This is a genomic window from Luteimonas qiangzhengi (assembly GCF_039548515.1).
Classification (GTDB): domain Bacteria; phylum Pseudomonadota; class Gammaproteobacteria; order Xanthomonadales; family Xanthomonadaceae; genus Luteimonas.
Map to the genome: position 1 here is coordinate 134,541 of NZ_JBCLVE010000008.1, position 20,932 is coordinate 155,472.

Sequence of the window (20,932 nt, forward strand, 5' to 3'; positions counted from 1 at the left end):
ATCCCGGCCGGAGCCGGGAAAGGGACGTCAAGGCTCAGTAGCTGCCAGTCAGGCTGACGCCGCTGAAGGTGGTGAACGCGCCGATCATCACGTGCCAGGTCCCCGCCGCCGGACTGGAGATCGTGCAGGTCTCGTTGTTGCCAACCAGGTAGGGACGACACTCATAGCTGGTGGCGGTGGGCTGGGCGCCATGCTGCACGTACAGGTCCGCATCACCAGTGCCACCGGCCATCGCCACGTTCAGGGAAGCAGTGCCCGCCGGGACGTTGATGGTCCAGAACTGCTGGCTGCTGGCGGCACCGGAAATGCCGGTCACAGGCACGCCGTTCTCCAGCTCATTGCCACCCGGCTCCGGCTCGCCATTTTCCGGAGCTTCGAACCGCCCCTGCAGGGTCAGGTTGCTGTAGCTACCGGCAAGCTTGATGAAGTACGTGCCGGCTGCAGGGTTGTTGACGCGCACCGTCTCGTTGTTGCCGGGACGGGTGGAACGCCAATCGGAAGCATCCTCGCTGGGCTCTTCGTCCAGGCTGACGAACATCGAAGCATTGCCGCTGCCGCCCGAGCTGGTGATGCTCAGCACACCGGTCACGCCCGCGGGCACTTCCAGAGCGTAGAGCGTCTCGTTGCCGGCGGAACCGGACAACCCGCGCATCGGCACCTTGTTGGCGATTGGAGTGGCTTCGATGCCGGGCTCCTCACACTCTTCGACCTCTGGATCGCAGGGCACTTCGGTGGCCTTGTCGAGCAGTGCCTTCAAATCAAGGATGCCTGCACCTATCGGCGTTCCAGCCGGCGGAGCCACCGGGAAAGCGCGTGCGGTACTGGTCAGCAGGTTGCGCATCTGCTCCCAGTCCAGCGGCATGTCCACGACGCTCTGAACCATTGCCGCAGCGGCTGCAACGTGCGGGGACGACATTGACGTGCCGGCCTTGCCACCGAGCAGCCATTGACCTGCCACCGGACCCTGCGTGCCGCCGTTGATCACCTGCCAGATATAGCCGTTCGGGTTGCCGTCGACACCCCCGCCGCCGCCGGGCGCGGACAGGTCCACGCGGGCACCGTGGTTTGAATAGCCGGCTTTGTTACCCGCAATACCGGTTGCGCCGATGCTGATCACGCCGTCACACGAGGCCATCGTGTAGTTGCCGGCGCTGGCATTGCCGTTGCCCGCAGCGACCACGATGATCGAACCGCGGGCGTTGACCTCATCGATCGCGTCCTGATAGATCCCGGGACATGCAGCCGGGCCGGAGCTGCCCAGGCTCATGTTGAGCACCTCGGCCGGATTCTCGTTGTCCGGCAGGCCGGGCACTGAACCGCCGGCGGCCCACACCATGGCGTCTGAAATATCGCTGCCAAAACCACCGCACGATCCCAGCACCCGGATCGGCATCACCTTCGCGCCAGGCGCGATGCCGGCCAGCCCGATCCCGTTGTTGGTTTCCTGGGCAATCGTGCCGGCAACATGCGTTCCGTGCCAGGAGCTGTTGGTTGGACCATGCGGCGGCGCACCAAGCGGCACGCAGTAATCCTGCTCGGTCCACGATCCGATGTCCCAACCACCGGCAACTCGGCCATCCGCGGCGCGGCGCGACACCCGCGCATCGCTGATCATGTCGTAGCCCGGGATGACGTTGGCTGCCAGGTCCAGGGTGTCCTGGGTAATGCCGGTATCCAGCACCGCCACCACCACTCCTTCGCCGGTGGAAATCTCCCACGCCTCTTCCGCCCTCACTCCCCCGGCTTCGTTGTAGAAGTTCCACTGGTACTGCGCGTAGTTCGGATCGTCAGGCGCAGCGGCCGGAACCGCTGTCGCCAGATGGTGATAGAGCTGGTCCACCTCAACGCGTTCAACCGCCGGGTCAGCAGACAGTTCGCGGATAAAACCTGCCGATTCGGCATCCGTCAGCAACCGCGAAGTGCGCACAACCTGCCAGCCAGGCGCTGCCATCGTGCGCAGCACGCCCGCAGATACCCCGACCCGGCCACTGGAACCGCGCGCGGCGGGCAGCGTGCGGTCAAGGCCTGCCCGTGAGACGGCTGCGCCCAGCACCCGCGAAGCGGCACGGCTGTCCGAAGCCAGGGAAGGCTGCCGGTACTTCACCACGAAGCGCTGCCCTGCCGCAGCTTGCTGGTCAGCCTGTGGCGCCTCGCTCACGTGCCCTTCCGGAATCGGACCGGAGGCGAATGCGCCGGGCGTTGCTGCGCCCGCGACGAGGATTACACCAATTGCCAAACTGATCTTGTGCTTGTTCATAGTCGTTATCACCTCGATTGGCATTTCAAAGGGATCGGCACTGACAGTGCATTGCTTCCTGCTGGTGGACACCGAACCTCCCGGTATCCGGAAAAGAGAACCCCGGCTGAAGCCGGGGTTCCATGAAGCGCTTACATGTTGCGGAACATCAGTTGTGCCGCGCTTGCAGGGTGACGTTGCTGTAGCTGCCGCTCAGCTTGATGTAGTAGATGCCGGCGGCCGGGTTGTTGACCCGCACCGTCTCGTTGTTGCCGGGACGGGCGGACGACCAGCCCACGGCACCTTCGGTCGGCTCCTCATCCAGGCTCACCTGCAACGACACGTTGCCGCTGCCACCGCTGGTGGTGATGCTCAGCACGCCGCTCACGCCGGCCGGCACTTCCAGCGAATACAGCACGTCGCCACCGGTACCGCCCAGGCCGCGCACCGGCACCTGGTTGAACAGGACGATGGCTTCCGGCGCCGGAGGTTCACACTCTTCCACTTCCGGATCGCACGGCGGCGGCGGGCCTTCGAGCGCGAGCGTCACAGCCGCATCCGCATCAACGATGCCGGTACCGATCGGCTTGTCCACCGGCGTCGGGAACGTGCGCGCGGAGTCCTTCAGGATCGCCTTGACCTCATCCGGGCTCAGCGGCTCTTCCGACGCGGAAATCACCAGGGCAGCCACGCCCGCCACGTGCGGAGAGGCCATCGAGGTACCGTAGTAATAGTCGTAGCCCGGACCCTCCGGCCCCTGCGTTCCCACATCCACCGTCGAGAGCACCTGCTCCTCGTTGTAATCCCAGCCGCTGCCCATCGGCCCGGCAACGTCCACCCGCACACCATGGCTGGAGCCATGGCCTGACTGGGTACTACCGTTACTGGCAACGCCGCCGCGACGTCCCAGCGGGCCCACGCCGCCGACCACCACGATATCGTTGGAACAGTTGCCCATGGTGTAACCCACGCCGCTCTCCTGGGTGACGTCACCATCGGAGTTGCCGGCGGCCACAACCACGGTCACGCCCTCCTGGTGAGCAAAGGCAAGCGCATCCTTGAACACGTTCGCACAGACAGAGGGATTGCGCCCTCCCAGGCTCATGTTGATCACGTCCGCCTTGAACTCGTTGCCGGACGCACCGCTGACGCTGCCACCTGCAGCCCAGACGATACCGTCGGCAATATCGACCGAGCCGCCGCCGCACTTGCCCAGCACGCGCACCGGCAGCACCGCTGCATCGGGCGCAACGCCCGCCACGCCAACGCCGTTGTTGGTGACTGCAGCGACCGTGCCGGCTACGTGGGTGCCATGCCAGGAACTGGCGCCTACGCCGCAGCCTTCCGAGCCGGTGGTGAAGTCACCCGGGTCATAGCCGCCGGGAATACGGTCGACGAAATCGTAGCCCTGCTCCAATAGGACGTTGGCGTTCAGGTCCGGATGGGAGACCACGCCGGTGTCGAGCACGGCCACGACCACACCTTCACCCGAGACCTTTTCCAGCGCAGACGGCAGGTTGATGCCACCGCCGCTCTGGTCCGGCGTATGCAGGCCCCACTGATCGTTCCAACGCGGATCGTTCGGCTCAGCCAGCCGCACCAGGATCATTTCCGGCTCGACATACTCGACGTTCGGGTCGGCGGCGATCTGCTCGATTAGTGCCTTCGCCTGCGCATGGTCCAGACGCTGGGAGAAACTGATGACATCCGCGCCCACCGCGAGGCGGCGGTCATGACGGGCCTGCAACGGAGCGGCGCGCAGCGCACCCACTCCGCCGCGGGCGGCCGGAGCCACGCGGGCTGCAGCCGTATTGACAGAACGCAGCAACGTAGCGGTATTCGCCTTCTGTGCGCTTCCTTCCCGGTACTTCACTACGAACCGGTCGTAGGTTTCCCCTTGCTCGATCACGCCGGTATTGGCGCGCACGTACTCGACCCCGGCGCCGGCAAATGCCGGGGCCACACCAAACGCCGCTGCCATCGCAACGGTCAACGCACCCAGAGCCAACTTTTTGTTATTCAACCGCACGTTACTCTCCTGATTTACCTGTTTGATCGATCTTTACTTGCTAACTTTTTCCGGCTTCGGTTGATCACCAGCCGAAGCCGGCACCCACGCCTACCGACTTCTCGTCACCACTGAACGCACCGCCGACGGTGATCGTTGCGCGCTCGCTGAGCGCACGCTGATAGCCCACCGACAGCGCACTTTCTCCCCCCTGGAAACCCACGCCCACGCCCACGCGGTTCTGGGTGCGGATGCCGGCGGCGCTGGTGGCCATGTTCAGCATCGCCGCGCCCATGGCGCCCTGGCGGTCCATGCGGCGGTCCACGTCATGGAACCGGCGCTCGACATCGCCGCGGAACGCGTCAAAGTTGTCGTTCCACACTGACATCCGCTGATCGGTGTAGGCATTGGCAGAGCTCAAGGTCTGGGTTGCCGTGTTGTCGGTATACGCCTTGGCCTCGGCCACGCTTGCGGTCACCTGACCGACGTTGGCCGCATCGGTGGCCGCGGTACCTGCCGCAACGTTGACGATCTGGCGTTCACCACCCGCGCTGCCCACGGACACTGTATTGGCACGGTCGGCCACGGAACCCTGACCCAGGGCCACCGCACCTTCTGCCGTGACCGAAGCGCCCTGGCCGATCGCCGTACCCGAAGCCGCACTGACGCTGGCGCCCTCACCCACCGCAACCGCGTTGGTGGCGTCGGCGGTGATGGTGGTATTGGCACCCACCGCGGTGCTGCCGTCAGCTCCCACGTAGGAGTTTCCACCGATCGCGATGTCGTTCGCGCCATGTGCGTAAGCATCACCGCCGATGGCAATAGCGTTGGGCCCGCCAGCGTTGGCACCGGAACCGGCTGCTACCGCATTGGTGCCCTCGGCGATTGCCGCGTCGTCACCACCGTTGGCACTCCCGCCAACGGCAACGCGCTTGTTGGTGCCCTGGCCACCCGCCGTCACGCCTTCCACATCGTCCAGACGTGAATCGAGCATGCCGATATGTGTATCCAGTGCAGCCAGCGCGTCACCGACGTTGCCGTAGTAGCTGCCCTGCACCGAGAACACGGTGCCGATCAGGCGGCCGCTGGCATCGACCACGGTGTTGCCGCCAAAGGCAGTCGCGACCGAGTTCATGGAGGCATACACCTGGCCACCGGTCACCGCGTCGGTGCTGTTGGCGTTGATCCCACCCGCCGCCAGATTGGTCAGACGGGTGCCGTTCTCACCGGCCAGCGTGGCCACTGCGCGCGAGTCATCGTCATAGGCAATGGCGTTGGCTGCCACTCCCGCAACGTCACCGATGCGATCGTCCAGGTCGTCCACCCGGCCTTCGACCACATCCACCCGCTCACCGACCTGCGCAACCTGTTCGTTGGTTTCAGCCAGCTGGCCCATGTTCACCGCATCGCTATCCTCGGTCCCTGCCGCAACGTTGGTGATCTGGCGCTCACCACCCACATGACCAACGGACACGCTGTTGGCACGGTCGGCAAGAGAAGAAGCACCCAGTGCCACGCTGTTGTCGGCTGTGGCCTGCGCATGAGCACCCAGCGCAACGGAGCCGTAGCCTGCCGCCATCGCCTGCTCACCTGCAGCGGTGGCATTGAAACCATCGGCAACCGCGCCGACTCCCACCTCATTCTCATCCGCTGTTGCTGCGAAGAAGCGGTTGCCTTCGGCATCCACCGATGCGATGGCACCCTGCATCTGCTCCAGGTTCACCGCATCGGTGCCCTCGGTACCCGCCGCCACGTTGGTGATCTGGCGCTCGTTGTCGGTCCAACCCACGGACACCGTGTTGTCACGGCTGGCCATGGAGCCGGCACCCAGCGCAACGCTGTTTTCTCCGGCTGCATTCGCGCCATAACCCACCACGGTCGAATTGTCGGCCTCGGCCCACGATGAAGCACCCACAACCGTGGAGTTCTGACCATCGGCGCTGCTCATCCAGCCCAAAGACGTGGACTGATCCCCGGTTGCCCAGGAACCCGCGCCAAGCGCGGTGGCTCCGTCACCGAGCGCCTCGGTCGTAAAGAACCCGAACGCTGCGCCGCCGATGGCAATGCTCTCCTCGCCGCCGGCAACGCTCGACTCACCAATTGCAATGCTGGCGGTCCCGACGGCTGCGCTCATCGTGCCGATCGCGGTCGAGTAATCACCGATCGCATTGGACACCGCGCCGAATGCCGACGACTGATCACCGCCCGCGTAGGCACCCACGCCGGTCGCCGTTGATGCAAAGCCCGAAGCCTCGGCACTGGCGCCGACTGCGGTTCCGCCTACCCCGGCACTGGTAGCACTGGTCTCGATCGGATTGCCGCTGCCATCGACCAGCAGGGGATCCCCGTTATCGTTGACCGCGTTTCCACCGACCGCCACGCTGGCGGCACCATCTGCCTGCGCACCGGCACCAAAGGCGGCACTGTTCTGCCCCCAGGCATTCGCATTGAAGCCCACCGCCGTCGCGTTCTCGGCCTGCGCCATGGCACCACTACCGAACGCCGACGCGCCCATTCCATAGGCATCGCTGGACGCACCGATCGCAGTCGCGTAGTCCCCATCGGCATAGGCGTCCGACCCGGCCGCTGTCGCGTCCTCACCAGACACGTAGGCCTCGCCTTCTCCGGTCGCCCTGAAGTACTGGTTGTAGGCGGTTGCCTCTCCCAGCTGGTCCAGGTTTACCGCGTCGGTGCCCTCGGTACCGGCGGCCACGTTGGTGATCTGGCGCTCGGCCCCCACGTCTCCGACGGACACCGTATTGGCACGGTCAGCGTAGGAGTTCGCACCCAGGGCAACACTGTTCTCCGCATCCGCGTAGGCCAGGAAGCCCACCGCAGTGGAATCCAGCGCCGCGGCATAGCTGCCGCTGCCCAGCGCACTCCCACCGTCGGAATCCGCCGCGGCCAGCGTACCCAGCGCGGTTGACTGCACGCCCGTCGCCTCCGCCAGCGTACCCACCGAAGTGGCTCCTGTTGCCGTCGCCCAGGCGCCGTTGCCCAGCGCGGTCGAGGCCGTGCCGCTGGCTTCCGTGGTCTGCAGGATGAAGCCCGGCAGCCCGATCAGCAGGTCGCCGTAGTCGGCAATGCCACCCACCGCCAGGCCGTAGTCGCCGCTGGCATCGCTGCCGTAGCCCACCGCCGTGCCGTACGTCCCGGTCACCGCGCTGAACGCACCCACCGCGGTCGAATAGTCCATGCCCGCGTTGGCCGAATAGCCCACTGAGGTGGACTGCACGCCCTCGGCAATCGAACCCGCGCCGGTGGCGGTGCTGAACGCGCCCAGTGCCTGCGCACCCGCGCCGAACGCCGACGCTCCCACTTCACCCGCCGTCGTGGCCTGATCGAGCAGGATCTCACCGGTGTTCGGATCTTCGAAGTACAGCAGGCCACCTACTGCGGTGGAAGAATCTCCCTCCGCGACCGCGTCGAAGCCGGACGCCGTGGCGTACTGGCCCCAGGCCTGCGTGCCGCTGCCCAGAGCAGTCGCACCCGTGCCCCAGGCATCGGCGCTGGCACCCATCGCCGTGGCGTAGTCACCGTCAGCCATGGCATCGGAACCGGCTGCGGTCGCATCCTCGCCGTATACGTACGCCTCGCCCTCGCCGGTTGCACGGAAATACTGGTTGTAGGCGGTCGCCTCTTCCAGCTGGCCCAGGTTCACTGCGTCGGTCGCCTCGGTGCCATCGGCCACGTTGGTGATCTGGCGCTCGTTGCCCACCGAGCCCACCGATACGGTGCCCTCGCGATCAGCCTCCGAGCCCACACCCAGCGCCACCGAGTTGTCCGCCGTGGCGTAGGCATCCGCACCCACTGCTACGGATTCATAGCCCGATGCCATCGACCAGGCACCCAGCGCCGTGCTGTTGTAGCCCGGCGCATAAGACGCGGCGCCAACCGCGGTGGCGTAGTCGCCCGTGGCCTCGGTCGGCAGCAGGCCGAGGAAGCTCGAACCACCCACCGCCACGCTGTTGTAGCCGCTGGCATTGGAACCTTCACCCACGGCGACCGAAGACTCGCCGCTGGCGTTGGAACCAAAACCCACCGCCGTCGCACCGTCGCTCGTTGCGTTGGCGCCGTAGCCGAGCGCCGAGGCGCCGAATGCCGAGGCCACGCTGTAGCCACCGTAAGCCGCGGCCGCATCGTCGCTGGCCTCGGAGCGGAAGCCCGTAGCCGTCGACTGCCCGCCCGAAGCCACCGCCTCGGCACCCGTGGCGGTGCTGTAGCCGTTGTCGGCGATCGCACCCGCGCCGGTCGCAGTGGCGCCGATTTCATTGGCCTGCGCACCATCGCCCACCGCCACGCTGGATTCGCCGTATGCCTGGGCGTACGCGCCAAGCGCCACCGAATTCATGCCATCGGCCATTGTGTTGTAACCGATCGCCGTGGCGCCATCATTGAGCGCCATGGCACCGCCGCCGTAAGCCGATGCACCATCGCCAAACGCGCTGCTGGCCTCGCCTGCGGCGGTCGCGTCATCACCGTCCGCGTATGCACCGGCATCGCTGTTTTCACTGCCGGTCGCCGTGAAGTACTTGCTGGTGTTGTCAGCCACCTCGGCAACAGCGTTGAGCTGGTCCAGGTTCACCGCATCGGTGCCCTCTGTACCCGCCGCCACATTGGTGATCTGGCGCTCGTTGCCGGTCCAACCCACGGACACCGTGTTGTCACGGCTGGCCATGGAGCCGGCACCCAGCGCAACGCTGTTTTCTCCGGCTGCATTCGCGCCATAACCCACCACGGTCGAATTGTCGGCCTCGGCCCACGATGAAGCACCCACAACCGTGGAGTTCTGACCATCGGCGCTGCTCATCCAGCCCAGGGACGTGGACTGATCCCCGGTTGCCCAGGAACCCGCACCAAGCGCGGTGGCTCCGTCACCGAGCGCCTCGGTCGTAAAGAACCCGAATGCTGCGCCACCGATGGCAATGCTCTCCTCGCCGCCGGCAACGCTCGACTCACCAATTGCAATGCTGGCAGTCCCGACGGCTGCGCTCATCGTGCCGATCGCGGTCGAGTAATCACCGATCGCATTGGACACCGCGCCGAATGCCGACGACTGGTCACCGCCCGCGTAGGCACCCACGCCGGTCGCCGTCGATGCGAAGCCCGAAGCCTCGGCACTGGCGCCGACCGCGGTTCCGCCTACCCCGGCACTGGTGGCGCTGGTCTCGATCGGATTGCCGCTGCCATCGACCAGCAGGGGATCCCCATTGTCGTTCACCGCATTTCCGCCGACCGCCACGCTGGCCGCACCATCTGCCTGCGCGCCGGCACCGAAGGCGGCACTGTTCTGTCCCCAGGCATTCGCATCAAAGCCCACCGCCGTCGCATTCTCGGCCTGCGCCATGGCGCCACTGCCGAACGCCGACGCGCCCATTCCATAGGCATCGCTGGACGCGCCGATCGCAGTCGCGTAGTCACCTTCCGCCATGGCATTGGAGCCGGCCGCGGTGGCGTCCTCGCCGTACACGTAGGCCTCACCCTCGCCCGTAGCACGGAAGTACTGGTTGTAAGCCGTCGCCTCTTCCAGCTGGCCCAAATTCACCGCATCTGTGCCCTCGGTACCGTCAGCCACATTAGTGATCTGGCGTTCCTCGCCAACCGAACCGACGGACACCGTGTTGTCACGGTCGGCCACCGAATCCGAACCCAGCGCCACGCTGTTGTCTGCCAGCGCCTGGGCGAAGTTGCCCAGCGCCGTGCTGTTGTAGCCGGCAGCGGTGGAGAAGCCGCCGATCGCGGTGGAGAAATCAGCGAAAGCTTCAGCCGCTCCACCGAACGCCACGGCCAGATCGCCGACCGCCACGCTCTCCGCACCAACCGCCGTCGCGCCAAAACCGTCGGCTACGCCATAGGCACCCAGGACGACCGAAAGATCGCCCGAAGCCTCAGCATTCGAACCCACTGCAAGGCTGCCCTCACCAAACGCGGTGCTGTAATAGCCCACGGCGGTGCTCTCGACGCCCGAGGCCCAGGACTCACCACCAATGGCCGAGGAATTCACGCCACTGGAATAGGCCCAGTTGCCGACTGCCGTGCTGCCGTCCGCGCCCGCTTCGGAGAGAAAGCCCACGGAAACGCTGGCGTCGCCACCCGCGATGGCGCCCGCGCCAAATGCCGAAGAATTTTCACCCAGCGCCTGCGTATCAACGAAGAAGCCCAACCCGGGAAGCAGATCTGCAGGTCCGCCCACCGCCACGCTGCTGGTACCGACTGCGGCACTCTGCGTACCCACCGACGTCGAAAAATCGCCGATTCCGTTGGCGACCGCACCCACGGCGACCGCCTGCTCGCCCGGTGCATGGGCCCCCACACCGAAGGCCGATGAGGCAAAGCCATCGGCGTTGGCGCTGGCGCCCACTGCCGTGGCGCCCAGCCCGGCACTGGTGGCACCGGTATCAATCGGGCCGTCCGGACCGTTGATCAGCGGATCACCGTTTTCGGTTACCGCGTTTCCGCCCACCGCAACGCTGCCCGGCCCCATCGCCTGCGCGCCGGCACCATACGCGGCGCTGTTGATGCCCTGCGCAGTGGCGCCGTAGCCGGTGGCGGTCGAATAGTCCGCTTCGGCCATGGCGCTGCTGCCGATCGCGGAAGCACCCTGTCCCTGAGCGCTGCTCGCCGAACCGATGGCAGTCGAATAGTCACCCTCGGCATAGGCATCCGAACCTGCCGCAGTGGCGTCCGCGCCCAGCACGTACGCCTCACCATCGCCGTTGGCGGTGAAGTAGCGGCTGTCCGCCGTCGCCTCTTCCAGCTGGTCCAGATTCACCGCATCGGTGCCCTCGGTGCCAGCGGCCACGTTGGTGATCTGGCGCTCGGATCCGGCATCGCCTACGGAGACGCTGTTGGCCCTGTTTGCAACCGACTCCATGCCCAGCGCAACGCTGCCGTCGGCAGCCGCGTAGGCGTTGAAGCCAAGCGCGGTCGAACCTTCCCCGTCGGCCCAGGACAGCGCACCTGCCGCCGTCGTCAGGTCATTGGTAGCACCGGAACCGGCGCCCAGTGCGGTCGCGGCCAGGCCGGTTGCCTCGGCGGAGAAATCGTTAAGCACCCCACCAAGCGCGGTACTGCCGTACCCGGTGGCCTCGCTCGCCACGCCCACTGCGGTGCTGTAGTCGGCGCTCGCGAAGCTGTCGGACCCCAACGCCACGCTGTCGACGCCAAAGGCCGTGCTGTAGTTGCCCAGCGCCGTGCTGTTGTATCCCGACGCAAGAGCCTCACCACCCACTGCCGTTGCAAAGTCCCCAGCGGCTTCCGCGTAGGCACCAATGGCCACCGCGTCAATTCCGGTGGCGCTGGCCGAACCGGCCACCGCGCACTCGGCCGTCGCCGGGCCGTTCTGATCTTCAACGGTGCACTCGATGTTGCCGCCCACTTCCACCGACTGCGCCAGCGCGAGCGGGGCCGAGAGGCCAAACAGCAGGGCACTCATCGCGATAGCGAGCAGCCGTGGCTGCAGCGCGCCACTGCCACCTTCGCCGCGGGTGCCGGGGCTGTCGCCCGTGGCCAGCTCCGAAGCGACAACCAGTTGACCCAGCGACTTGTTCCAGACCTTGCGGTAGATGCGATTCATGGACTGCGACCCCTTGCGTTCGATGGCGATTGAAAAGAGAAAAAAGAAAGGCCCGCGGCCGTCAGTGACAGACGGCGCAGGCCCGATGTAATGTCTTCAGGGAAAGGGGAGCGGGAAGATCACCGCCCCGGGGCTATCCGCGCAGTGCGCTGCGCTGTTCACACTTGACCGTTCCAAGTAAAGCCCCTCAATGAACACTCCCTGACCAACTTCTTACGGCACCGTGACTGGAAAGGTCAAGCTTTGTCGCACTGCGACATGAAACGACGACGGTTGTTTCACAGCGTGACGGGGCTCACGCATCCACAGAACGGCGCTGACACGTGCCCGAGAGGAAAAAACTCTCCTGCGCGCACAGATCAATAACTGAAATTTAACAACCTGTTCCACGCCCCGAATCCCGGCTTTCGCGCAACCGCCCGCGAACCCAACCCATGAATCAGTCAGAAAAGTACCCGCGCACGGTCCATCCTCCAGGTCAGCAACACCTGGGAAGCGTCCAAAAAAGCAAACGGAAATAAAAAACGCCGGGGGTTCAGCCCCGGCGTTCCAGTTCCTCGACCTCAATCGCAGCGCGTCAGCGCGCGATCACTCAACCCACCCAGCGGCGGGCATTGTGGAACACCCGCATCCAAGGCGACTGGTCGGGCCAGTCGGCGGGGTGCCAGCTGAAATTGGCGCTGCGCAGGGTGCGCTCGGGGTGCGGCATCATGATCGTGGCGCGGCCGTCTTCGCTGCACAGACCAGCCACCGCATCGGTGGAGCCGTTGGGGTCAGCCGGGTACGACACCGCCGGGGCGCCGTCGCCTTCCACGTAGCGCAGGCCCACGCGGGACGCGGCGCGATCCGCTGCGGAGAGGTATTCGGCCCGGCCTTCGCCGTGCGAGACCACCACTGGGACACGCGATCCGGCCATGCCGGACAGGAGCACCGAAGGGGATTCCAGCAGTTCCACCATCGCCAGGCGGGCTTCGAACTGCTCGCTGCGATTGCGCTGGAACATCGGCCAATTGCCCGCGCCGGGGATGATTTCGCGCAGTTGCGACATCATCTGGCAGCCGTTGCACACGCCCAGGGAGAACGTATCCGGGCGGGTGAAGTAGGCTTCAAACGCCTCGCGCACCGCCGGGTTTTCCAGGATCGAGGTAGCCCAGCCGCGGCCGGCGCCCAGCACGTCGCCGTAGCTGAAGCCGCCGCAGGCCACCAGGCCCTTGAAGTCGTCCAGCGCAACCCGCCCTTCCAGCAGGTCGCTCATGTGTACATCCACCGCGGCAAAGCCGGCGCGATCGAAGCCCGCGGCCATCTCGATCTGGCCGTTCACCCCCTGCTCGCGCAGGATCGCCACCTTCGGCCTGGCCACGCCGGTCACTGCCGGCGCCTGGCCTTCGGCCGGGTCGAACGTCAGCACCGGCTGCAGTCCAGGTGCGTTGAAACCACGCCGCGCCTCACGCTCGGCATCGGCGGATTCGGGGTTGTCGCGCAGCCGCTGCAGCGCATGGCTTACCGACCACCACGCGTCAAACAGCTCCTGCCAGCTCCACTCCACCACCACCTGGTCGTCACCCAGCACGCGGATGGAAGGGGCCGAAGTCGGTCGGGCAATGCGCTGCGCACATTCCACAAGCCCGTGGCGGGCTACCAGATCGGCAAACTCGGCCCGGTGCTCGGTAGCGATCTGCACCACCGCGCCCAGTTCCTCGTTGAACAGGGTGCGGAACACATCTTCGCTGCGGTCGTCGCCCCAGTCGTCCAGGTCGATATCCAGGCCGCGACGCGAGACAAACGCCATCTCGCACAGCGTGGCGAATGCGCCGCCGTCGGAACGGTCGTGGTAGGCCAGCAGCAAACCATCTTCGCGCGCGTCGCGCAGCAGTTCGAACAGCGCACGCAGGCGCTGGGGTTCATCCAGATCCGGGCAAGCACCGCCGAACGCGCCATGGCACTGCGACAGCACCGATCCGCCCAGGCGCTGGCGCCCGCCGCCCAGGCCCAGCAGCCACAGCTCGGTATCCATGCGCGGCGACAGCAGCGGGGTCAGCTGCGCCGACACATCGCGCACCGGCGCGAACGCGGTCACCACCAGCGACACCGGCGAGACCGAGGAATGATCCTCGCCCTCGTGCTGCCAGCCGGCCTGCATCGACAGCGAGTCCTTGCCCACCGGGATGCTCAGGTCCAGCGTCGGGCACAGCTCCATGCCCACCGCCCTGACCGCATCGAACAGGCGCGCGCCCTCGCCTTCATGACCGGCAGCCGCCATCCAGTTAGCCGACAGCTTGACCCGCTCCAGCCCTTCCAGCGGCGCCGCGCACAGGTTGGTGATCGCCTCGCCCACCGCCATGCGTGCAGCGGCCTCGGGGTCGATCAACGCCAGCGGCGTGCGCTCGCCGAGCGCCATCGCTTCGCCGGCATTGCCCTCGTAATCGGACAGGGTGATCGCGCAGTCCGCCACCGGCAGCTGCCACGGCCCCACCATCTGGTCGCGCGCGGTCAGCCCGCCTACGGTGCGGTCGCCGATGGTGATCAGGAAACTCTTGGAAGCCACGGTCGGGTGCGCGAGCACGCGCAGCCCGGCTTCATGCAGGTCGATGAGCTTGGTGTTGAGCGCCGGGAAGCGCGAAGGCGCCGGTCGCGACTCGTCGCGATGCACCTTGGGCGCCTTGCCGAACAGCACGTCCATCGGCAGGTCGATCGGGTGGGGACGGCCGGCTTGCGTGGCATCGTCCGACACCGGATCCACCGAGGCGCCGTAGCCGACGGTCAGGTGTTCTTCGGCCGTGGCGGTACCGACCACCGCGAACGGGCAGCGCTCGCGCTCGCACAGCGCAGTGAATTCTTCCAGCCGTTCCGGCGCGATCCCGAGCACATAGCGTTCCTGGGATTCGTTGCACCACAGCTGCATCGGCGACAGCGACGGATCGTCGCTGGGCACCTGGTCCAGGTCGATCACCCCGCCCACGTCCGAATCGTGCAGCAGCTCTGGAATCGCGTTCGACAGCCCGCCCGCGCCCACGTCATGAATCGTGAGGATCGGGCTGTCTTCACCCAGCGCCACGCAGCGGTCGATCACTTCCTGGCAGCGGCGCTCCATTTCCGGGTTGTCGCGCTGCACGCTGGCGAAATCGACCGATTCGTCGCTGGTGCCGCCGGCCACCGAGCTGGCCGCACCGCCGCCGAGGCCAATCAGCATCGCCGGCCCGCCCAGCACGATCACCAGATCGCCCGGCGACAGGCGCTTCTTCTCCACCAGGATGCGATCCACCGCGCCCAGCCCGCCAGCCAGCATGATCGGCTTGTCGTAGGCCCAGGCGAACTGCGTGTCCACCGGCAGCTCGAAACTGCGGAAATAGCCCACCAGGTTCGGACGCCCGAACTCGTTGCCAAACGCGGCCGCACCCAGCGGGCCGTCAATCATGATTTCCAGCGCCGGGGCCATGCGCGGATTCAGCGCGCGCGGCTGCTCCCACGGCTGCGGCAGGGTCGGAATGCGCAGGTGCGATACCGAATACCCGGCCAGACCGGCCTTGGGCCGCCCGCCGCGCCCGGTGGCGCCTTCATCGCGAATCTCCCCGCCCACGCCGGTCGCCGCACCCGCATAAGGCGAGATGGCGGTCGGATGGTTGTGGGTTTCCACCTTGATGCAGAACGCGCTGCCGGTGAGCGGCTCGGCGCGATATTCGGCGCTGACCGGATCCGGGCGGAAGCGGCGCGCCTCGTAGCCTTCCACCACCGCCGCGTTGTCGCTGTAGGCAGTCAGGGTGTGCTGGGGCGTGGCCGCGTGGGTGTTGCGGATCATGCGGAACAGCGAATTGGGCTGATCCTCGCCGTCCACCGTCCAGCTGGCGTTGAAAATCTTGTGGCGGCAATGTTCCGAATTCGCCTGGGCGAACATCATCAGCTCGACGTCGGACGGATCGCGGCCCAGCAAGCCGAACCGGTCGCGCAGGTACTCGATCTCGTCTTCCGCCAGCGCCAGGCCCAGGCGGGCATTGGCCTCTTCCAGGTCCGCCAGCGCAATGCGCTCCAGCTCACCGCGCCCGGGCGTGCGGAACAGCGCATCGGCCTCGTCGTGGGCCGCCAGCAGCGACTGGGTCATCGGATCGTGCAGCAGCCGCTCCAGCGCCGCGGCTTCGGCCGCGTTCTCCGGCCAGCCGGCGATATCCAGGCGCGTGCCGCGCTCGACCCGCTTCACATCAATCCCGGCGTGGTCCAGCAGCTCGCTGGTCTTGCTGGCCCACGGCGAAATGGTGCCCAGCCTCGGCGCTACGAAGCGCGATACCGCACCGTCCGGCAGCGACTCGGCCCCGGTGCCGGCCTGCAGGATCCGCGTCAGCGCGTCCACATCCGGCTCCACGCCTGGCTGCGGCTGGATCCAATACACATGCCAGGCCCCCACCACGCGGGGAGCCGAAGGGAACAGTTTCAAACGCGCCTGCAGGCGCTCAAGCCGGAACGGCGACAGGGCGGGCTGCCCCTCAAGGACGATCATGTCCAACACACTGAAAAGGCGGCCCGCCATTGTACCGGACCGCCCCGCCCCAAACGACGCGCCGCCCTCGTAGGAGCGCGCCGTGCGCGCGAAACCGCGTGAATTTTGGCCGCGCCGCGAGGCGTCGGTGACCGCGTTCCAGCCGAAACCCCATTCCGACGCCAGGATTCACGCGGCTTCGCGCGTATGACGCGCTCCTACAACAACGGGCGTCACACCCAAAAGGTGTGCCACCCCGGCACCCCGAAAGTCAGGGCGTGCCGGCCGCCATCTGATCCAGCGCGTCGCGCAGCGCCGCTGGCGGCATGTAGCCCGGCATCTGCATGCCGTCCTCGGTCACGATCAGCGGCGTGCCCTGCAGGCCCACGCGCTGGCCCAGCTCCCACTGCTCCGCCACCGGGTTGTCGCAGGTGGCCGACGCCACGCGCTTGCCATTCTTGGCGTCGGTCATGGCCTGCTTCGGATCATCCGCGCACCACACCGACACCATCTTCTGGTAGTCCTCGCTTTCCAGCCCCATGCGCGGGAAGGCCAGGTACTGCACCGCGATCCCGAGCCGGTTGTACTCGTCGATCTCCTGATGCAGGCGGCGGCAGTAGCCGCATTCCACATCGGTGAACACCGCCACCGTGTAGCGCGGGTTTTCCGGGGCGAATACCAGCCGCTCTTCCACCGGCGACAGCTTCATCAGCTCCTTGCGCACCTTGGCCAGACCGTCCTGACTCAGGTCGCGACGCGCCTCTACGTCATACACGCTGCCCTGGATCAGGTAGCGCCCGTCGTTGCTTACGTACACCACCTGGCCGCCGACCACCACTTCCTGGTAGCCGTCAATCGGCGCCGGCTCCACGCTGTCCACCTGTATCTGCGGATTGACCTGGGCGATCGCCTCCAGCGCGCGCGCCTTCGGCGTGCCCGGCTCAGCCTCCACCCGGGGCGAGTCCAGCGCCGGCGTTACCGGGATCGCATCCGCACCTTCCGCCTCCGGATCCGGCGCCTGCGCACAGGCTGACAGGCTGAAAGCGCAGAGCAGACCAAACAACAGATAGGACTTCATACAGACGGCGACCTCGAAGCTGGGGCGGATGACGGATCGGGCATTATTCCATGCCCATCCCCACCGGCGGCTGAGTGGTGCCCGGTTGAACCACACCCCACCGACCCGCATCCCCGTCACCGTAGGTCGGGGCTACGTCCCCGACGCCCCGCGAACCATACTTCGCCGCTATCACCACGAACCGAATACCCCTCGCGTCGGCCGCGTAGGGCCGACCTACGCACGCGGGTGGTGTGCAGCGTGCAGCTGCTTCAGCTTTTCCCGCGCCACCAACGTGTAGATCTGCGTGGTGGAAAGCGAGCTGTGGCCCAGCAGCATCTGCAGCGCGCGCAGGTCCGCGCCGTGGTTGAGCAGATGGGTGGCGAAGCTGTGCCGCAGCCCGTGCGGACTCACCCCCTGCGGATCAATCCCCGCTACCGCCGCATACCTCTTCACCGCCAGCCAGAATGCCTGTCGCGTCAGCGGCCCCTGCCGCGGCCCGACGAACAGCGGCGTCCCAGCCCCCGCACCGGCAACCGACAGCCGCCCACCAGCCAGCAGCGGACGCGCCTCATCCAGATATCGCTCCAGCCAGTGCTGCGCCTCTTCCCCCATCGGCACCAGCCGCTCCTTGCCGCCCTTGCCCGCCACCCGCAGCACGCCCTGGCGCAGGTTCACCCCGTTGGCCGGCAGCTCAACCAGCTCGCTCACCCGCAGGCCGCAGGCGTACATCAGCTCCAACATGGCTTTGTCGCGCAGGCCAGCGGGCGAATCCAACTCCGGCGCCGCCAGCAGCGCATCCACCTGGCTTTCCGTCAGCGCCTTGGGCAGCAGCCGGCCGAGCTTGGGCGCCTCGATCAGCGCAGTGGGGTCATCCTTGCGCGCCCCGCGCTGCAGCAGATACCCGTAAAACGCCCGCAGCACCGACAGCAGCCGCGCATTGCTGCGCGCCGAGTAGCCCTCCCGCGTGCGCCAGGCCAGATAGCCGTGCAGCATTTCCCGGCCCGCCCCCACCAACCCCCCGCCGCGCCCGTCATTCCAGCGCGCCAGCGTGACCAGATCGCGGCGGTAGCTTTCCAGCGTCTGCTTCGACAGCCCGCGCTCGGCCCACACCGCATCAAGAAAGGTATCGATCGCGCGCGCGTCCGCATCCGCGAGGGGCGGCAACTGCATCGCCTTCTGGCGGCGGTCGGCGGGGGTACGGCTGGTCATGCGAAAACGATACCGCACCCAATCGCCACGACAATCACGCTTGACGTTTGGCTACTGGCTGCGTGGACAGGCCCGGCACGACACAGAAATCGCCCGGGACATGCTGCAAGAAGAGCTAGAACGCATCCAGCCACTGGCGCAGAAAGCGGCCTGATCGCAAAGTCGACGCGCAGGCCGACATAGACAAATAAGCTTGGGGCACCGCCACCTCAGACCAGGTTCGCCAAATGCTCCACGGTCTCGGGATACTTCTGGACCAGGCGGATGAGGGTTGTGGCCTGCGCATTGGGCTTGGCCCGGCCCTGCTCCCAATTCTCCAAGGTTCGGGGGTTGGTTCGCAGATACATGGCAAAAACCGGTCGAGACATCTTCAAATGCTCACGGATCCTGACCAGCTCGTCGGCTGACAGGACCTCAAGCTCCTGCAGCTGCACCTTGTGGGAGCGCAAGGTGACTTTACCCGCGCGCTCCTGCTCAAGCGCATCAAAACCTTCCAGCAATTCGGCAAATACGTCGCGCTTCATCACAACCTCGCATCCAGTTCGTTCTTCAACAACTGCCTGAGCACCTTCCGCTGTGCATCATTCAGATCGTCGAGAACATCTTTTCCATACAGGGTAAACAACCAAAACTGCGCGCCGCTGGGCCACCAGAAGTAGATCACCCGGATACCACCACGCTTTCCTTTTTGCCGACGCCCATCGTCATCAAAGTATTGAGACCGGTAGCGCTCGAACGCCGGCAACTCCAAAAACACGGCTTTCATAGTGTACGTTATCTGCGTATGGAAGATCTCACCAGATCCTGCAGCATTTGAAGGTCAGAATCAGTCGGGGAACCCCGCAGCATTCGGTGGGAAGCCCGAAGCTCTGCCTGGTAAACGACTGTCCGCTTGTATCCTTGCCCCATGGAAGACACCCCCACCACCGCCCCCACCCCGCCACGCGCCCACATTCCCTGGCGCCTGCTTGCCCTGTTCTACGACCTGTGGCCAGTGATGGCGCTGTGGTTCCTCACCGCCGTGCCGTTCATGCTGGTGGATGTGGCCATCCACGACGACGTGCGCCACAACATCGCGCCCTTCAGCCTGATGCAATGGCTGCTGTGGATCACCTGCTGGGCCGTCGCCGGCATCTACGCCACCTGGAGCTGGCGCCGCGGCGGCCAGACCCTGGGCATGCGCCCGTGGCGGATCCGGCTGGTGACCGCGGATGGCGCCACGCCCGGCTGGGGAGACCTGTGGCGACGCTACCTGGTGAGCACCGCATCGCTGCTGCTCGGGGGCATTGGATTCTTCTGGGCCTGGTTCGACCGCGACCGCCTGACCTGGCACGACCGCGCCAGCAACACCCGCGTAGTCCGGGAACCAAAACGCCCTTAGGTCGGGGCTACGCCCCCGACACCAACGCTCGCGAACCCGCCCCAAACGCGACCCCCATCACAGTCCGCGCAACCAAGGGTAAACCCCAGATCAAAACTTTGTCAGTTCACGCCCAAAAGTGACGCAACCCGTCACTACCACCCCGCAGCACACCCCCACAACTGTGATCCACCCCGATCAAACCACTTGACGGCCCCCACAATGTCCACATTGGCACGCATCCTGCGTACCCATCACTGCACGTGCGGTGTCGCACGGCTGCCCAACGGACCCGGCGCCAGCCGGCCATGCGGCACGTGACTTTCAATCACTCCTAGGGGATACACCATGAAGAAGATGCAACAGGGCTTTACCCTGATCGAACTGATGATCGTTGTGGCGATCATTGCCATCCTGGCCGCCATCGCGCTGCCGGCGTATCAGAACTATGTGGCAAAATCACAGGCCACGGCTGGCCTCGCTGATATTCGTGGCGGTGTAACTGCATTTGAAGAAGGAATTCAGGCAGGCACCCAGACTGGCGCGGTTACCGCTGAAGACATCGGACTTCTGGATGAAACCGAACGCTGCGAGATCTCAGTCGGTGGAAACTGGGAAGACGAAGACGGTCAGACGATCACCTGCACGGTTAAGGGCAACCCGAACGTCAACACCTATGATGTGGAGCTGACCCGCAACGACACCGGACAGTGGGTCTGCGACAGCACCATCCCGGAAAACAAGCACAAGCCCAACAATTGCAGCGGCGTAGCTACGACGACTCCGTAAGGTTTAAAACAAGCCAAGCGCTTAACGGTTTATACGTAAAGTATCGCAACAAAGAGCCCCGCCCTGGCGGGGCTCTTTTTTAGCAAAAAACATATTCATCTATCCTTTTATTATTAGTCACTCAACAACCATTGCTATCGCAAGAAGCTCACCTCCAACACCACCTCAGTGAGTGCAACTGCCAGCAGAGCAGCCTCATTTTCGCGCAAAAACTTCAAACCAATCG

General features: G+C 65.8%; 10 protein-coding genes and 1 pseudogene. 2 read left to right on the forward strand and 9 right to left on the reverse strand.

Features of this window, described 5'->3' with window-relative positions; translation table 11 throughout:
• Positions 1 to 34: 34 nt before the first annotated feature.
• The 9 genes and pseudogenes from WCE59_RS13785 to WCE59_RS07390 form a co-directional block, all read right to left on the reverse strand.
• On the reverse strand, positions 35 to 322 hold the full coding sequence (locus WCE59_RS13785) for a PPC domain-containing protein (RefSeq protein ID WP_449284132.1): 288 nt from the start codon (positions 320 to 322) through the stop codon (positions 35 to 37).
• A gap of 54 nt (positions 323 to 376) precedes the next feature.
• A pseudogene (locus tag WCE59_RS07355) lies at positions 377 to 2,257 on the reverse strand (S8 family peptidase); the annotation flags it as partial.
• 148 nt (positions 2,258 to 2,405) lie between these two features.
• Positions 2,406 to 4,259 (reverse strand): S8 family serine peptidase, encoded by a 1,854-nt coding sequence (locus WCE59_RS07360; RefSeq protein ID WP_343258093.1) that lies wholly within the window; start codon positions 4,257 to 4,259, stop codon positions 2,406 to 2,408.
• Positions 4,260 to 4,329: 70 nt separating this feature from the next.
• A complete protein-coding gene (locus WCE59_RS07365; RefSeq protein WP_343258094.1) occupies positions 4,330 to 11,820 on the reverse strand; it encodes an ESPR-type extended signal peptide-containing protein in 7,491 nt (2,496 codons plus the stop codon).
• Positions 11,821 to 12,412: 592 nt separating this feature from the next.
• A complete protein-coding gene (gene purL / locus WCE59_RS07370; protein ID WP_343258096.1) occupies positions 12,413 to 16,309 on the reverse strand; it encodes a phosphoribosylformylglycinamidine synthase in 3,897 nt (1,298 codons plus the stop codon).
• A gap of 250 nt (positions 16,310 to 16,559) precedes the next feature.
• Entirely contained in the window at positions 16,560 to 17,366 is an 807-nt protein-coding gene (locus WCE59_RS07375; RefSeq protein ID WP_343258097.1) for a thioredoxin fold domain-containing protein, read from the reverse strand.
• 216 nt (positions 17,367 to 17,582) lie between these two features.
• Positions 17,583 to 18,557, reverse strand: a complete 975-nt coding sequence (gene xerD / locus WCE59_RS07380; RefSeq protein WP_343258098.1) for a site-specific tyrosine recombinase XerD — start codon at positions 18,555 to 18,557, stop codon at positions 17,583 to 17,585.
• A gap of 209 nt (positions 18,558 to 18,766) precedes the next feature.
• The gene (locus WCE59_RS07385) at positions 18,767 to 19,081 is read right to left on the reverse strand and encodes a helix-turn-helix domain-containing protein (RefSeq protein ID WP_343258099.1); all 315 of its coding nucleotides are present in this window, start codon (positions 19,079 to 19,081) and stop codon (positions 18,767 to 18,769) included.
• A complete protein-coding gene (locus tag WCE59_RS07390) occupies positions 19,081 to 19,323 on the reverse strand; it encodes a hypothetical protein (RefSeq protein WP_343258100.1) in 243 nt (80 codons plus the stop codon). Before WCE59_RS07390 ends, WCE59_RS07385 begins: the two co-directional genes overlap by 1 nt.
• A gap of 141 nt (positions 19,324 to 19,464) precedes the next feature.
• On the opposite strand from WCE59_RS07390, the gene WCE59_RS07395 reads away from it, so the two are divergent.
• Both WCE59_RS07395 and WCE59_RS07400 read left to right on the forward strand, forming a co-directional pair.
• A complete protein-coding gene (locus WCE59_RS07395; protein ID WP_343258101.1) occupies positions 19,465 to 19,938 on the forward strand; it encodes an RDD family protein in 474 nt (157 codons plus the stop codon).
• A 327-nt stretch (positions 19,939 to 20,265) separates the two neighbouring features.
• Positions 20,266 to 20,706 (forward strand): pilin, encoded by a 441-nt coding sequence (locus WCE59_RS07400; RefSeq protein WP_343258102.1) that lies wholly within the window; start codon positions 20,266 to 20,268, stop codon positions 20,704 to 20,706.
• Positions 20,707 to 20,932: the final 226 nt, after the last annotated feature.